The organism is Kitasatospora sp. MBT63 (genome assembly GCF_000710465.2).
GTDB lineage: Bacteria > Actinomycetota > Actinomycetes > Streptomycetales > Streptomycetaceae > Kitasatospora.
Genome location: NZ_JAIZ01000636.1, coordinates 15189 through 29433, shown reverse-complemented (window position 1 = coordinate 29433; position 14245 = coordinate 15189). Strand labels below are relative to the sequence as shown.

Genomic DNA, 14245 nt, shown 5'->3' with positions numbered 1-14245 from the left:
GGCGCAGGTCGCCGACCGGACCGCGGGCGCCCGCGCCGAACTGCTCCGGGCGATGCCGGGGTTCTTCGCCGACGGGCTCGGCGCGCACCGCACCGTGGACGGCCAGGAGCGGCGGATGCGCGACCCCTACGCGTACACCGAACTGCTCTGCGACCTGCACCCGGTGGGCACGCCGCGCGGCTGCGCGGACCGGCTGCTGGCGACCGCCGAGCGGACCGGGATCCGGCGGTTCGCGCTGCTCACCGAGGGCTCCGGCGACCGGGCGGCCACCCTGGAGAACATCGCCCGGCTCGGCGCCGAGGTGCTGCCGCAGCTGGGTTGAGCGGCGCAGCCGGGTCGAGCGGCGCAGCGCGCGCCGACGCCGGTGGGCCGCCCCGAGGGACGGCCCACCGGCGGGACGGGACGGTTCAGCAGTCCCGCAGTTCTTCCGACTGGTTGAGGATCTGGGCCCGGACGGAGGTGAAGCGGCGGTGACGCTCGGCGGAGGCCTCGGACGGCGCGAACACGGCCACCCGGTGGCAGTTCTGGAACGCCAACTGCACGCCGAAGTGCCGCTGCAGGGCGCCCCGGATCGCGTCGCTGGCCATGGCGCGCAGCAGCTGGCCGCGGGCCTGCTCGCTGGGCGGCGGGACCTGGTTGTCGGCGAAGTCGGTGCCGTCGACCTTGAGCTGGGCGACCAGCGAGCTGATCAGCTCCCAGGCGTACGGCAGGGAGACGCGGACGCAGTCGACGAACTCCCTCTCGTCGACCTCGCCTCTCTCGGCCTTCTCAAGCAGGGCCGGTGAGACGTCGAGCGACATGGGTTCTCCTCTCGCGGTCCACCCTGGCGCGGCTGCCGGGGTGGTCGTGCGTGGTGCGGATGGTGCCGTGCCGTGCTCACACAGGTGGTGCCAGGTGGTGCGGTGGCTGGTGCCGCCCGGTCCGGCTTCCGCCGGTCCGGGCTGACGAGGGCTCAGTGGCCGGCACCGGGGCCGCAGGGGCCCGCGGGGACCGCGCACCGAGAACAGGGGGCAGAACCCGGGTCCGGCCGGATCCCGGGCGCACGCCGACGCCGTGGCGACACCGCCAGGTGGGGCGGCGGCCACTTACTCAAGGTTGTCACTCGTCGCTCAGCGCGGCTGGAGAATCCATCGATTCACGGCTCGAGCGCCGCCCGGTGGAGCAGATTGGCCGGATCCCGTCGGAGCGGTTCATCTCGCTTCTCCATCCCCGTTGAACGCACCCCGGCGACCGGACATCCGGGTGCCGTACCGTGGGCCGGTTCGGCGTCGGCGGCGGCGAGGTGTCGTCACTCCATGGTTCGCCGCCTACGCGCTTTCTTCACCCGGCTGTCGCGGAATCGCATCAACTGGCCCCGGTGGGCTAGCGTGGTCGACCGTGCGTCTCGTAATTGCCCGCTGCTCCGTCGACTATGCCGGACGGCTCTCCGCCCATCTCCCGTCCGCTACCCGCCTCATCCTGGTGAAGGCCGACGGGAGCGTCAGCATCCATGCCGACGACCGCGCCTACAAGCCGCTCAACTGGATGTCGCCGCCGTGCAGCCTGAAGGAGGTGGACGGCGTCTGGACGGTCACCAACAAGGCCGGTGAGAAGCTGATCATCACCTTGGAACAGGTGCTGCACGACTCCTCGCACGAGCTCGGGGTCGACCCCGGGCTGGTCAAGGACGGCGTCGAGGCCCATCTCCAGGAGCTGCTCGCCGACCGGATGGAGGTGCTCGGGGCCGGCTGGCAGCTGATCCGGCGCGAGTACCCGACCGCGATCGGCCCGGTCGACATCCTGTGCCGCGACTCCGACGGCGCCACCGTCGCCATCGAGATCAAGCGGCGCGGTGAGATCGACGGGGTGGAGCAGCTCACCCGCTACCTGGAGCTGCTCAACCGCGACCCGCTGCTGGCCCCCGTGAAGGGCGTCTTCGCCGCGCAGGAGATCAAGCCGCAGGCCCGGGTGCTGGCCACCGACCGCGGCATCGGCTGCGTGGTGCTGGACTACGACGAGCTGCGCGGCATCGACGACGACAAGCTCAAGCTGTTCTGACCCTCCCGGCCTACGTGCCTGTGGGCGAGGGCGAGGCCGACGGGCTCGGCGCCTCCGAGGTCGGGGGCGGGGTCGTGGGCGGCGGGGTCGTGGGCGGCGGCGTGACCGGGCCTCCGCCGCCCGGGGGCGGGGCCGTGGTCGTGGTCGTCGCGGACCTGCTCGGGGTGGGCTTCTTGGTCGTACTGCGTGAGGCGCTCGGCGTGGCCGAAGGGGTCTCGGTATCCGCCTCGGTGGCGCTCTCGGTGGGCGTCGGGGTGTCGGAGGCGGACGGGCTCGCGCCGGAGGGCATCAGCCCGCTCGGCAGCACGTAGTCGTCGACCGAGTGGCCGGGCCCGCCCGAGCCGCCGCCCTGCTCGTCGGGTCCGGCGAGGCTCAGGCCGATCGCGGTGCCGAGCACTCCGAGCGCGAGGACCGCCGCCGACGCGCCGAGCACCGTACGCCTCAGGTCGCGTCCGGTCCTGGGCGCCGTCCGGAAGCGGAACGGTGCCTGGGCGATGGCCCGGATCACCGGGCGGCGGCCGCCGGTCGAACCCTCGTCCTCGTCCTCGTCGTGCGCCGCGGCCAGGCTGGCCCGCAGCAGTTCGATCATCCGCCGGGCCGCCGCGCCGCCGCGCGGCTCGCCCAGGGCGGCGCGCAGGGCGACGGCCGCGTCCAGTTCGGCCGAGGCCCGCTGGGTGGTGCCCAGGCACAGGGCGAGTGCGCCGAGTTCCTGGTGGAACCAGGCCTCCTCGCCGGTCGCGCCGAGGCTGCGTGCGGCCTCCAGTCCCAGCTGCAGGGACCGCTCCCACGCGCCCCAGCGCAGCGACATCGCCAGTGCCGGCGCGGCCGACCTGGCGAGCTGCAGCACGGCCTCGGGGCGGCCGGCCTCCCGGTCGGCGAGCAGCGCGCCGAGCACCACCTCGGCCTCGGCGGCGATCTGTCCGGTGCCCACCGAGCCGTGCGCGACCCACCAGGAGAAGTGCTCGGCCGCGCCGTACCCGATCTCGCCGGTCTCCCAGTGGGCGGCCAGGCTGTCCAGGACGCCCGCCGCCAGCCGGAGGTGGCCGCCGGCCGGGACGGCGAGTCCGGCGTCGACCAGTTCCTGCAGTGCGCTCTCGCCCTGGCCGACGTCGATCAGGGCGGGGAGGTGGGAGGCGGTGGGGCATTCGCCGCCGAGGGCCAGGGCGAGCCGGAGCACCTCGCGGGCGGCGTCCCCGAGTCCCTCGGCGAGGCGCAGCGCGGGTGCCGCGGTCTCCGCCACGGTCGGCAGCGGGACGGAGCGCCGCAGTTCGGCCTCCAGCTCGGCCGGGTCGTCGGGCTCCTCGATCTCCTCGACCGTCCCGAAGACGCTCCGGCGGTCCTCGCGGGCGGCGACCAGGGCGTCGACCGCGATGTCGCGCTGGCGCAGCAGTGCGGCGGCCTGGACGAAGCGCAGCGGCAGTCCCTCCGACTCGAACCACAGGTCGACCGCCCAGGCCCGCTCGGACTCGTCCAGCTGACGGCCCGCCAGCCGGACCACCAGGTTGAGGCAGGCGCCCCGCGACAGGCCGCCCACCGGGTGGTCCTGCAGCCGCGAGCCGGCCGGCAGCGGCCGCCCGCCCGGGGCGGCGGCCACCAGGAACGCGCAGTCGGGTGCCAGCTCCAGCAGCTGCTCCAGCTCCGCCTCGCCGAGTTCGACGTCGTCGATGGTGACCACCGCGCCCACCGCGCCGAGCCGCTCGGCGAGTTCCGGCCGGTCGGGGCGGACGCCGGGGGCGTGGTGGGTGGCGGTGAACAGGTCCTGCACCAGGTCGGCGTAGGTCCGCCGGTGACCGCTGAGCCGGACCACCCCGTCGGGTGCGAGCGCGTCGGCCGCGTCCGCGACGGCGGCCAGCAGGGCGCTGCGGCCGGAGCCCGGCTGACCGGTCAGCCGGACCGAGCGGCCCTCCGCCAGCAGGCCGAGCAGCCGGGCGGTGTCGGCCTCGCGGTCGAGCACCGGCAGGTCGGCGAGGCCGGTGCCGAGCGCCAGCGGGCCGACCGCCACCTCGGGGCCGAGCGCGGGGCCGTGGTGGGCCGGTCCGCGGGTGCGCCGGGGCTCGGGCCGCCAGCCGTCCGGGCAGGCGGTGACCTCGGAGCCGTCGGCGCCGCCCACGGTCAGCATCAGGTCGCCGGGGAACACCTCGCGGGTGCGGGGGCGCGGCCCGTCCTGCCGGAAATCGCCGGTTGGCTGTCCCACGTCCATGCTCCGCCCATGATCGACCGTCCGGCGCTGAACCCCCGGCGCCGCAGTACGGCCACGGGCCGGCTCCGCGTGGCCGTGGCTTCTGGCGCAGACTTTCCCACACCAGCCCGCCGGAGCACAGACCCGGTCCCGGTTTCCGGGGCGGCCCGGAAGGGTCGGACACGACCGAAGCAGGTACCGGCGGGTAGGGCGGGCGGACGGGCGGCCCGGGCAAGGAAGTTGGCGCCGCGGAGCGAGGACGGGCGGCGGACCGGGCCGGCCGGGAGGCGGGCAGGTCAGCCGGCCGGGGCCGCCAGCGGCGGGGCCGCGGCGCCGAGCGCCGGGACGGTGGCGCCGTAGGCGTCCGGGAGGGTGCCCTCGACGGCGAGGATGCGGTGCAGGCGGGGGGCGACCAGCAGCCGCTGCAGCTGCGCGGGGACGTCCCGCAGGACGAGGCGGCGGCCGAGCCGGCCGGCCCGGCGGTGGGTGCCCATGATGACGCCGAGACCGGTGGCGTCCCAGAACTCCAGGCGGCCGAGGTCCAGCACCAGGTCGCCCTGCCCGCCGTCGACGGCGGAGTGCAGGTGCGCCCGCGCGTCGGCGGCACTGCGGACGTCGAGCCGGCCTTCGATGGCCAGGCCGCGGTGGTCACCGGTGATGCGCACGCTCTCCTCCTCCGCCGTGCCGATGCGCTGTGTCGATGCGCCGTGTCGCTCCAGGGTGCCGATCCCGGGTACAGGTCCGGGATCCGCGCGGGTGCCGCCAGGGGTTACGGGGCCGGGCCGGCAGGCGCCGCGCCGGTCTCCCCCTCATCTGACGGTGAACCAACTCCGCAGGTTGCTCCCACCCGGCGGGATGGCGGTCAACTTCACCCGTCCGAGGGAATATACGCAGGAAGTCCCCATACTCATGCGCGATTCCCGCCCAAATCACCCGTCTGCGGCGCGGGCGTGAGCAAACTCACCCGGGTGGTGGGCCCGCTCGCGGCGTTCCGCCCACCACCCGGGTGACGCCCTCCTAGGACTCGTAACCGTAGAAGCCGCGGCCGCTCTTGCGGCCGAGGTCCCCGGCGGTCACCATCCGGGCCATGATCTCCGGGGCGGCGAACTTCTCGTCCTGGGTCTCGGCGTAGATGTTGTGCGCCGCGTGCAGCAGGATGTCGACACCGGTCAGGTCGGCGGTCTGCAGCGGGCCCATCGGGTGGCCGAAGCCCAGCCGGCAGGCGGTGTCGATGTCCTCGGCGCTGGCCACGCCCGACTCGTACAGCTTCGCCGCCTCCACCACCAGCGCGGTGATCAGCCGGGTGGTGACGAAGCCGGCCACGTCGCGGTTGACCACCACGACCTCCTTGCCGACACCCTCGGCGTACGCCCGCACCCGGGCCAGCGTCTCGTCGCTGGTCTTGTAGCCGCGCACCAGCTCCACCAGGCGCATCAGCGGCACCGGCGAGAAGAAGTGCACGCCGACCACGCTCTCCGGGCGGGAGGTGGCGGCAGCGATCCGGGTGATCGGGATGGCGGAGGTGTTGGAAGCCAGCACCGCGCCCTCCTTGGCGATCTTGTCGAGCTCGCGGAAGACGCTCTCCTTGACCTCCAGCTGCTCGAACACCGCCTCGACCACGATGTCCGCCCCGGCGACCGCGCCGAGGTCGGTGGTGGTGGTGATCCGGCCCAGCGCCGCCTCGGCGTCCTCGGCCGTCATCCGGCCCTTCGCCACGAACTTCTCGTACGAGGCTCGGATCCCGGCGAGGCCCCGCTGCAGCGCCTCGTCCGTGACATCGCGCAGCACCACCGGGTGGCCGGCCTGCGCCGACACCTGGGCGATGCCCGCGCCCATCAGGCCGGCACCGATCACGGCGATCTGCTGGCTGGCTGCGTTGCTCATGGCTGGGTCTCCCGAGTGACGATGTTCGCCCGTCGGACCCACCGGGAGCGTGGGGCCGAGGCCCGTTGCTCCGGCGGTTCCAGGGCGGTGCCTGAAGGCGGCTCAGGGCAGGGGTCTCCCCCCGGAGCCGCGCCGCTCACGGCCCGGACTCTAACGCCCCGGCGGGCTCCGTGGTGAGATTGAGGAGTGTGATCTGTGCCGGACCGACGGGAGGTTGGCGCGTTGACCGCTGTGCATCCGCTGCTGGCACTGCTGCTCAGCCTGGTGGTGGTCGCCGTCCTGGTGCTGCTGCTGCGCTGGACGTACCGGCGCGGCGGTTCGCTGGTGGCCCGCCCCCCGCACCCGGGCAACCCCGACGAGTACGGGCTGCTGGTCACCGTCGCCGCGCCCGCCGACCCCGCCGAGGCGGCCCGGCTCGGCGCCCTGCTGACCGCCGCCGGCGTGCGGCACACCCTCGTACGGACCACCGCCGGGCCCCGGCTGATGGTCTGGGCGGGTGACGCCGAACGGGCGAGATCCGCACTGGACCGCAGCTGACGGTCAGCCGGGCGGCACCACGCCCAGCTCCTGGGCGAGGATCGCGGCCTGCACCCGGCTGCGCAGCCCGAGCTTGGCGAGGATCCGGCTGACATGGGTCTTGGTGGTCGCCTCGGCCATCTCCAGCCGCGCCGCGATCTCCCCGTTGGACAGCCCGGCGCCGAGACAGCCCAGCACCTCGCGTTCGCGCGGCGTCAGCGAGGACAGCGCCGCCCACCCGTCGGGGCCCTGCGGCCCGCCCGCCGGGGACGGGCGGGCGAAGGTCCTGATCAGCCGCCGGGTGACGGAGGGCGCCAGCATGCCGTCCCCGCGCGCCACCGCCCGGACCCCCTCGACCAGGTCGTCCGCCTCCACGTCCTTGAGCAGGAAGCCCGCGGCCCCGGCCCGCAGGGCGCCCCACACGTACTCGTCCAGGTCGAAGGTGGTCAGCACCAGCACCTGGGCCGACCCGGCGGCGACCACCTGCCGGGTCGCCGAGACCCCGTCCAGCCGGGGCATCTGGACGTCCATCAGCACCACGTCCGGGCGCAGCCGGGCGGCCAGCCGGACGGCCTGCTCGCCGTCGGCCGCCTCCCCGACCACCTCGATCCCGGGCTCCGCGCGCAGGATCATCACCAGCGCGGCCCGGACCGCCGCCTGGTCCTCCGCCACCAGCACCCGGACCGCCGTCATCGGGTCCCTCCCCTCTCCGCCGCCGCACCGGCATCCCCGGCATCCCCGGCCCTCGCGCTCTCCCCCGTCGGCCGCGGCTCCCGCGGCAACACCGCCCGCACCCGCCACCACCCCTGGTCCGGCCCCGCCTCCAGGACCCCGCCGAGCAGCTGCGCCCGCTCCCCCATGCCGACCAGTCCGGCCCGCGCCCCGGCCGGCGCCCGGCCCTCGCCGGGCCGGTACGGGCTCTCCGTGACGATCTCCAACTCCTGTGCGCGGTAGCCGATCCGCAGCCGCACCGTACCCGCCGCCGCGTGCTTGAGCGCGTTGGTCAGCGACTCCTGGACGATCCGGTAGGCCGCCAGCTCCACCGGCGCGGCCAGTTCGCCGCGCTCGCCGCACTCCTCCGCCTCGAAGGCCAGCCCGGCGCCCCGCCCGGCCGCCCTGGCCTGGGCGAGCAGCGCGTCCACGGCGTCCAGCCGGGGCGCCGCGTACGACTCCTCCGGGTGCTCCTCGCGCAGCAGGCCGATCATCCGGCGCATCTCCGCGAGGCCCTGGACGCTGTTCTGCCGGATCACCGCCAGCGCCTCCACCAGCGGCTCGTCCTCGGCCCTGGACTGCCGGCGGGCCAGCGACTGCGCGCCGGTCGCATGGATGGCGATGGCCGAGAGGTGGTTGGCGATCACGTCGTGCAGTTCGCGGGCCATCCGGGCCCGCTCCGCGGTCACCGCGGTGCGGCGGTCCAGCTCGGCCAGCAGCGCGGTCTGCTCGGCCCGCAGCCGGGCGCTCTCGGTCTGCTCCCGCTGGCGCCGCATCAGGTCGCCGGTCCACACCGGGGCGATGAACACCAGCCCGCACAGGCCCACCACCAGCAGCGCGTCCGAGACCTCCCCGTAGGTCGCCGTCAGGCCGCTGAGCACCACCGTGGTCGCCGCGCCGGTCAGGTGCAGCACCCGGGACATCCGGGGCGGCCCGTACAGGGTGGCCGCGTACAGCAGGTCGGTGTACATCACCACGGTGGCCAGCACCGACCCGGTGACCAGGTCCACCGCCAGGACCGGCCCGCCCAGCGACACCGCCCAGATCGGCCGGGTCCGCCGCAGCAGCTCCAGCGCCGCCATCGCCACCAGCGGCAGCACCAGCAGCCAGGGCGGCACCTGACCGCGGTTGTCGTACGCGCCGAAGCCGATCAGCAGCAGGCCGGCGGCCAGGCCCGCGACGGCGACCGCCCGGTCCTCCTGGCGGGGGGAGAGTCTCACACCGGCCATCCCATCATCCGCCCGGCCGGGCCGGCACCGACCGGACGGACGAGACGCCGTACATCGAAGGTCGCACCCGGTGCGGCACCCCGCGACGATGACCCGGCGGCGGCCGCCGGGCGAGGCTGGAGCCATGGTCCCGATCATCATCGCCGGTGAAATCGGCTTCTGGGTGCTGCTGGCCCTGGCGCTGGCCGCCCGCTACCTGCTGCGGTGGCGGACGGCGAGCACCGTACTGCTGATCGGCCTGCCGCTGACCGACCTGGTGATCCTCGCGACGACCGTCCACGACCTGCGCTCCGGCGCCGTCGCCGACTGGTCCCACGGCCTGGCCGCCGCCTACGCGGGCTTCTCGGTCGGCTACGGCCACGCGCTGGTGCGCCGGGCCGACGCCCACGCCGCGCACCGCTTCGCGGGCGGCGAGCGGCCCGCGAGGCCGCCGAAGTACGGCCGCGAGCGGGCCGCCCACGAGTGGCGGATCTTCGGCCGGACGCTGGTGGCGGCCGTCGTCACGGTGGCCCTGATCGCCGGCGTCCAGTGGCTGGCCGGGGACGCCGCCCGGACCGCCGGCCTCGACCAGTGGTACCCGCGGATGGCCGCCGTCACCGGCATCAGCCTGCTGATCGCCGCCAGCTACACGCTCTTCCCCAAGCGGGAGCGGGGCTGACGGTCCAGCGGTCCGGCGGTCCGGCGGTCCGGCGGTCTAGCGGTTCTCCCCCGGGACCCACAGCACGTCGCCGCGCTCCCTGTTGGCCACCCGCGCCAGGATGAACAGCAGGTCGGAGAGCCGGTTCAGGTACTTCGCGGTCAGCGGGTTGACGGTGTCCCCGTGCAGCTCGATCGCCGCCCAGGTGGCCCGCTCGGCCCGGCGCACCACGGTGCACGCCAGATGCAGGTACGCGGCGCCGGGGGTACCGCCGGGGAGGATGAAGCTGCGCAGCTTCTCCACCTGCTCCAGATAGTGGTCGCAGTCCCCCTCCAGGCGGTCCACGTAGCTCTGCAGCACCCGCAGCGGCGGGTACTTCGGGTCCTCCACCACCGGGGTCGCCAGGTCCGCGCCGACGTCGAAGAGGTCGTTCTGAACCCGCGTCAGCACCGCCACCACGTCCTCGGACAGCGCCCCCGCGGCGAGCGCCACCCCCAGGGCGGCATTGGCCTCGTTGGTGTCCGCGTACGCGATCAGCCGGGGGTCGGTCTTGGTGGTGCGGCTCATGTCCCCGAGAGCCGTCGTGCCGTCGTCACCGGTGCGGGTGTAGATCCGCGTCAGATTCACCATGGCGGCCAGCCTAGTCAGGCCCCGCGCGGCCCACCCGTGATTGCGACGCCGATCACAAAGCCCTTGGCCGGGCCCTCGGGGATCGTGACGTCCGTGCCGTACGGCATCCGCACCTCGGCCTCGTAGGTGGCCTTCTCCGGATCGGGCGCGGTCAGCACCGTGACGTGCCCGGGGCCGTCGTGATCGTCCACCAGGACGTAGACCGGGATACCGGCTCGGGCATAGGCCCTGCGCTTGCGGACCACATCCCGCTTGCGGGCCTCGGCTCCCGGTGACACCACCTCCACCACCACCAGCACACCGGTGGCGGCGACCCCGAGCCCGTCGGGGTCGGGAATGTCGTCGAGGTCCACGGGCCCCACGAACAGATCCGGGACCAGGACCTTGCGGCCGTGGAGGACGTTGACGTCCTGGAATGCCGCGTACTCGCTGCCGGCCAGCGCGAGCACCAGGGCGTCGCGAAGGCGGTTGGCGATCCGGGCGTGACCGCGTCGTCCGGTAGGTGACACCTCGATGAACCCCTCTACGATCTCCGCCCGATAGCCCTCGGGGAGTTCGAGAGACCTCCACGCCTGCCAGAGCACCTCGTCCAGGTCCGGAACAAGGCCGAAGTCAAGATCGGGCTCGTGCGCCATAGCGGTCATTGAGAGCACACCTCCTCCGTACAGTGTGAGCGGGCCGAGTGCCGTGGCACAACCAACGCTCCGACGCTAGGGCGCCCACAGGTCGTACGGGAAGGGATTCCCGGGAAGCCACCGGGACGGGTTAAGCCCCGCTACGCGACTCCCCCACCCTCCGGGCGGGAGGTGCCCCCATTCTCCGTCGCTACGCGACGTTGACCCTCTGCCCCGGGGGGGCCGCCTCGAGCCAGGCGAGGAAGCCGGTGAGGGCGTCGTCGCTCATGGCGAGTTCCAGCGGGGCGCCGTTGTGCAGGCAGCGCAGGACGACCGAGCCGGAGAGCAGGGCGAGCTCCTCCTGGCCCTCCGGGTAGCGGCGGCCCAGCACCTCGATCTCGGTCCGGGGCAGCACCCGCCGCGGGCGGGGCGCGTAGGAGAACACCCGGAACCACTCGATGGAGTCGCCGCTGTACCGGCCGATACCAAAAACCCACCCCTTGCCGTCGGTCACCGGGACCGGGGCGGAGGTGGGCTGTCCGTTCTCGTCGAGATCGGGCCGCGTGGAGGCGTCGGCGGGCATTTTCAACCGGAAGCTGCAGTCGAACGTGCCGCCGACCCGCTGGATCACCCGGCGGCGTACCGCGAAGGCGACCAGGCCGGCCACTCCGAGGGCCACCACCGTCGCACACACCACAAGGGCGAGGACCATGCTCACCGACCTCCTCGCTACCTGCGTCCCCGTTGCGGTCGTATCAACGACCGCCCTGTCCTACCAACTGATACGACAGTCCCGGGGTCACGCAATCGCGTCCCCGGGACCGTCGGTTCGACTTCCGCTCAGGCGGCCTTGAGACCGCGGGCCGCCACCAGGCGGACCTCGGCCCGGCGCTCGGCGTGCGCGTCGAGCTCGCTCTGGGCGTTGTCCAGCGCGCGCTGGGCACGGGCGACGTCGATCTCGTCCGCCAGCTCGGCCACCTCGGCGAGGATGGAGAGCTTGTTGTCGGCGAAGGAGATGAAGCCACCGTGGACGGCGGCGACGACGGTGCCGTCGTTCACCGTGCGGATGGTGACCGGACCGGTCTCCAGCACGCTCAGCACCGGAGTGTGACCGGGCATGATGCCGGTGTCACCGGAGGCCGTACGGGCGACAACGATGGTGGCCGCACCGGACCACACCTTGCGGTCGGCTGCGACCAGCTCGACGTGCAGCTCAGCCAACGTGGGCTCCTAGGCTCTTGCCGGGGAATCGGAACAGCCCGATTACTCGGCAGTTTCGGTAAGAATAACGGGCCCGCGCCCCCGGCATGAAACCAAGGGCCCGGAGATGACCGGGATCACAGCCGCCGTGTGCCGTGAGGGGTGGCCCCCGGGAGCCCGGGGACCACCCCTCACGTACGGTCGGCCATCACGCCGGCCGGTTACAGCTGGTTACTTCTTCGCCAGGTCGGCGGCGTTCTTCTCGAGGTCCTCGATGCCACCGCACATGAAGAAGGCCTGCTCCGGGACGGAGTCGTACTTGCCGTCCGCGATTGCGTTGAAGGCCTCGATGGTCTCCGACAGCGGCACGGTCGAGCCGTCCACGCCGGTGAACTGCTTCGCGACGTAGGTGTTCTGCGACAGGAAGCGCTCGATACGACGGGCACGGTGAACCGTGATCTTGTCGTCCTCGGACAGCTCGTCGATACCGAGGATCGCGATGATGTCCTGGAGGTCCTTGTACTTCTGCAGGATGCCCTTGACGCGGATGGCCGTGTCGTAGTGGTCCTGCGCGATGTAGCGCGGGTCCAGGATGCGGGACGTGGAGTCCAGCGGGTCGACGGCCGGGTAGATGCCCTTCTCGGAGATCGGACGGGAGAGCACCGTCGTCGCGTCGAGGTGGGCGAAGGTGGTGGCCGGCGCCGGGTCGGTCAGGTCGTCCGCGGGGACGTAGATCGCCTGCATCGAGGTGATCGAGTGACCGCGGGTCGAGGTGATGCGCTCCTGGAGGAGGCCCATCTCGTCGGCCAGGTTCGGCTGGTAACCCACCGCGGAGGGCATCCGGCCGAGCAGGGTCGACACCTCGGAACCGGCCTGGGTGAACCGGAAGATGTTGTCGATGAAGAGCAGAACGTCCTGCTGCTCCACGTCACGGAAGTACTCCGCCATGGTCAGCGCGGAGAGCGCGACCCGCAGACGGGTGCCCGGCGGCTCGTCCATCTGGCCGAAGACCAGCGCGGTCTTGTCCAGAACGCCCGAGTCGACCATCTCGTGGATGAGGTCGTTGCCCTCACGGGTGCGCTCGCCGACACCGGCGAACACCGACACACCACCGAAGTTCTCGGCGACGCGGTAGATCATCTCCTGGATCAGAACGGTCTTGCCGACACCGGCACCACCGAACAGACCGATCTTGCCACCCGTGACGTACGGGGTGAGCAGGTCGATGACCTTGATACCGGTCTCGAACATCTCGGTCTTGGACTCGAGGTCCTTGAACTCGGGAGCCTTGCGGTGGATCGGCCAGCGGACCTCGACCTGGGACTCGAACTCGTCCTTGTCGACGTTCAGCACCTCACCGAGGGCGTTGAAGACCTTGCCCTTGGTGATCTGGCCGACCGGGACGGAGATCGCCGAACCGGTGTCGGAGACCTGCGCGCCACGGACCAGGCCGTCGGTCGGCTGCATCGAGATGCCGCGGACCAGGCCGTCGCCGAGGTGCTGGGCGACCTCGAGGGTGAGGATCTTCTTGCCCGAGCCGTCGGGGTTGTCCACCTCGACGTGCAGGGCGTTGAACATGTCCGGAATCGCGTCGACGGGGAACTCCACGTCGACGACCGGGCCGATGACCCGCGCGACGCGGCCCGTCGCCGTGGTCGGCTCAACTGTGGTGGTCATTCTCATTCGCTCCCGCGGCTAGCGTCGGCGAGCGCGTTGGCACCGCCGACGATCTCGCTGATTTCCTGGGTGATCTCGGCCTGACGGGCCGAGTTGGCAAGCCGCGTCAGCGACTTGATGAGCTCTCCCGCATTGTCGGTCGCGCTCTTCATCGCGCGCCGACGGGCGGCGTGCTCCGAGGCGGCCGACTGCAGCAGCGCGTTGTAGATCCGGCTCTCGACGTACCGCGGCAGCAGTGCGTCCAGGACGCCCTCCGCCGACGGCTCGAAGTCGTACAGCGGGAAGATCTCCGCCTTGGCCGGCTTGTCGTCGCTGAGCGTGACCTCGTCCAGCTTCAGCGGCAGCAGCCGGGCGTCCACCGGGGTCTGGGTCAGCATCGACTCGAACTTGGTGGAGACCAGGTGAAGCTCGTCCACGCCGCCCGTCTCGGCCGTGAAGGCCTCGATCAGGTCGACCGCCACGGCCTTCGCGTCACCGTAGGTCGGCTTGTCGGAGAATCCCGTCCACGAACCGCCGACCTCAAGGTTACGGAAGTTGTAGTACGAGACGCCCTTGCGGCCGACGATGTAGGTCACCACGTCCTTGCCCTCGGCACGCAGCCGCGCGGAGAGCGCGATCGCCTGCTTGATGGCGTTGGTCGAGTAGCCGCCGGCCAGGCCGCGGTCCGCCGTGATCAGCAGGACAGCGGCCGTCTTGGCCTGGGGGTTCTCGGTGGTGAGCGGGTGCTTGGCGTTGGACCGGGTGGCCACCGCCGTCACCGCCCGGGTGAGCTCATCGGCGTACGGAGTGGAGGCGGCCACCGCGCGCTGCGCCTTGACGATGCGCGACGCGGAGATCATCTCCATCGCCTTGGTGATCTTCTTCGTCGCGGTGACAGAGCGGATCCGGCGCTTGTAGACCCGAAGCTGTGCTCCCATGGGTCGTTACGTCC

15 protein-coding genes and 1 pseudogene are annotated in these 14245 nt (G+C 72.7%); 4 read left to right on the top strand and 12 right to left on the bottom strand.

Annotation, left to right across the window (positions count from 1 at the left end; genetic code table 11):
- Positions 1-322, top strand: a pseudogene (locus AA75_RS33325) (LLM class flavin-dependent oxidoreductase); the annotation flags it as partial.
- Between the two features lie 85 nt (positions 323-407).
- Here AA75_RS33325 and AA75_RS33320 read toward each other — a convergent pair.
- Positions 408-800, bottom strand: a complete 393-nt coding sequence (locus AA75_RS33320) for an SCO5389 family protein (protein WP_033824086.1) — start codon at positions 798-800, stop codon at positions 408-410.
- Positions 801-1377: 577 nt separating this feature from the next.
- Here AA75_RS33320 and nucS point away from each other — a divergent pair.
- Positions 1378-2037 (top strand): endonuclease NucS, encoded by a 660-nt coding sequence (gene nucS, locus AA75_RS33315; protein WP_033824085.1) that lies wholly within the window; start codon positions 1378-1380, stop codon positions 2035-2037.
- Positions 2038-2047: 10 nt separating this feature from the next.
- Here the strand turns inward: nucS and AA75_RS33310 are convergent, their stop codons facing one another.
- From AA75_RS33310 to AA75_RS33300, 3 genes are all read right to left on the bottom strand, one after another.
- Positions 2048-4231 carry a hypothetical protein gene (locus AA75_RS33310; protein ID WP_051813930.1) on the bottom strand — a complete coding sequence of 728 codons (2184 nt, stop codon included), beginning with the start codon at positions 4229-4231 and terminating at the stop codon, positions 2048-2050.
- Positions 4232-4512: 281 nt separating this feature from the next.
- Positions 4513-4881 (bottom strand): STAS domain-containing protein, encoded by a 369-nt coding sequence (locus AA75_RS33305; protein WP_051813929.1) that lies wholly within the window; start codon positions 4879-4881, stop codon positions 4513-4515.
- Positions 4882-5233: 352 nt separating this feature from the next.
- On the bottom strand, positions 5234-6100 hold the full coding sequence (locus AA75_RS33300) for a 3-hydroxyacyl-CoA dehydrogenase family protein (RefSeq protein ID WP_033824084.1): 867 nt from the start codon (positions 6098-6100) through the stop codon (positions 5234-5236).
- 222 nt (positions 6101-6322) lie between these two features.
- Between AA75_RS33300 and AA75_RS33295 the strand changes: the two genes are divergently transcribed.
- Positions 6323-6637 (top strand): hypothetical protein, encoded by a 315-nt coding sequence (locus AA75_RS33295; RefSeq protein ID WP_033824083.1) that lies wholly within the window; start codon positions 6323-6325, stop codon positions 6635-6637.
- A gap of 3 nt (positions 6638-6640) precedes the next feature.
- Here the strand turns inward: AA75_RS33295 and AA75_RS33290 are convergent, their stop codons facing one another.
- Positions 6641-7309, bottom strand: coding sequence for a response regulator transcription factor (locus AA75_RS33290; protein WP_033824082.1), 669 nt, complete (start codon positions 7307-7309; stop codon positions 6641-6643).
- Positions 7306-8547: a sensor histidine kinase gene (locus tag AA75_RS33285; protein ID WP_233289299.1), complete on the bottom strand. Its 1242-nt coding sequence runs from the start codon at positions 8545-8547 to the stop codon at positions 7306-7308. The genes AA75_RS33290 and AA75_RS33285 overlap by 4 nt, the downstream gene beginning before the upstream one ends.
- A 133-nt stretch (positions 8548-8680) precedes the next feature.
- Between AA75_RS33285 and AA75_RS33280 the strand changes: the two genes are divergently transcribed.
- Entirely contained in the window at positions 8681-9214 is a 534-nt protein-coding gene (locus tag AA75_RS33280; RefSeq protein WP_033824081.1) for a hypothetical protein, read from the top strand.
- Positions 9215-9250: 36 nt separating this feature from the next.
- Here AA75_RS33280 and AA75_RS33275 read toward each other — a convergent pair whose 3' ends face one another.
- The 6 genes from AA75_RS33275 to AA75_RS33250 all read right to left on the bottom strand — a co-directional run bounded on the left by AA75_RS33275 (position 9251) and on the right by AA75_RS33250 (position 14231).
- Positions 9251-9823 (bottom strand): cob(I)yrinic acid a,c-diamide adenosyltransferase, encoded by a 573-nt coding sequence (locus tag AA75_RS33275; RefSeq protein ID WP_033824080.1) that lies wholly within the window; start codon positions 9821-9823, stop codon positions 9251-9253.
- 14 nt (positions 9824-9837) lie between these two features.
- Positions 9838-10467, bottom strand: coding sequence for a Uma2 family endonuclease (locus AA75_RS33270; protein WP_033824109.1), 630 nt, complete (start codon positions 10465-10467; stop codon positions 9838-9840).
- Between the two features lie 181 nt (positions 10468-10648).
- Positions 10649-11149 carry a DUF2550 domain-containing protein gene (locus AA75_RS33265; RefSeq protein ID WP_033824079.1) on the bottom strand — a complete coding sequence of 167 codons (501 nt, stop codon included), beginning with the start codon at positions 11147-11149 and terminating at the stop codon, positions 10649-10651.
- Positions 11150-11277: 128 nt separating this feature from the next.
- Positions 11278-11658: a F0F1 ATP synthase subunit epsilon gene (locus tag AA75_RS33260; RefSeq protein ID WP_033824078.1), complete on the bottom strand. Its 381-nt coding sequence runs from the start codon at positions 11656-11658 to the stop codon at positions 11278-11280.
- A gap of 210 nt (positions 11659-11868) precedes the next feature.
- Positions 11869-13314: a F0F1 ATP synthase subunit beta gene (atpD, locus tag AA75_RS33255; RefSeq protein ID WP_033824077.1), complete on the bottom strand. Its 1446-nt coding sequence runs from the start codon at positions 13312-13314 to the stop codon at positions 11869-11871.
- A gap of 2 nt (positions 13315-13316) precedes the next feature.
- Positions 13317-14231 (bottom strand): F0F1 ATP synthase subunit gamma, encoded by a 915-nt coding sequence (locus tag AA75_RS33250; protein WP_033824076.1) that lies wholly within the window; start codon positions 14229-14231, stop codon positions 13317-13319.
- Positions 14232-14245 lie beyond the last annotated feature (14 nt).

Coding starts and splice junctions, on each gene's coding strand:
- atpD (WP_033824077.1), bottom strand. CDS start 13,314: ATGACCACCACAGTTGAGCCGACCACGGCGACGGGCCGCGTCGCGCGG.
- AA75_RS33250 (WP_033824076.1), bottom strand. CDS start 14,231: ATGGGAGCACAGCTTCGGGTCTACAAGCGCCGGATCCGCTCTGTCACC.
- AA75_RS33290 (WP_033824082.1), bottom strand. CDS start 7,309: ATGACGGCGGTCCGGGTGCTGGTGGCGGAGGACCAGGCGGCGGTCCGG.
- AA75_RS33280 (WP_033824081.1), top strand. CDS start 8,681: ATGGTCCCGATCATCATCGCCGGTGAAATCGGCTTCTGGGTGCTGCTG.
- AA75_RS33320 (WP_033824086.1), bottom strand. CDS start 800: ATGTCGCTCGACGTCTCACCGGCCCTGCTTGAGAAGGCCGAGAGAGGC.
- AA75_RS33270 (WP_033824109.1), bottom strand. CDS start 10,467: ATGACCGCTATGGCGCACGAGCCCGATCTTGACTTCGGCCTTGTTCCG.
- AA75_RS33265 (WP_033824079.1), bottom strand. CDS start 11,149: ATGGTCCTCGCCCTTGTGGTGTGTGCGACGGTGGTGGCCCTCGGAGTG.
- AA75_RS33300 (WP_033824084.1), bottom strand. CDS start 6,100: ATGAGCAACGCAGCCAGCCAGCAGATCGCCGTGATCGGTGCCGGCCTG.
- AA75_RS33275 (WP_033824080.1), bottom strand. CDS start 9,823: ATGGTGAATCTGACGCGGATCTACACCCGCACCGGTGACGACGGCACG.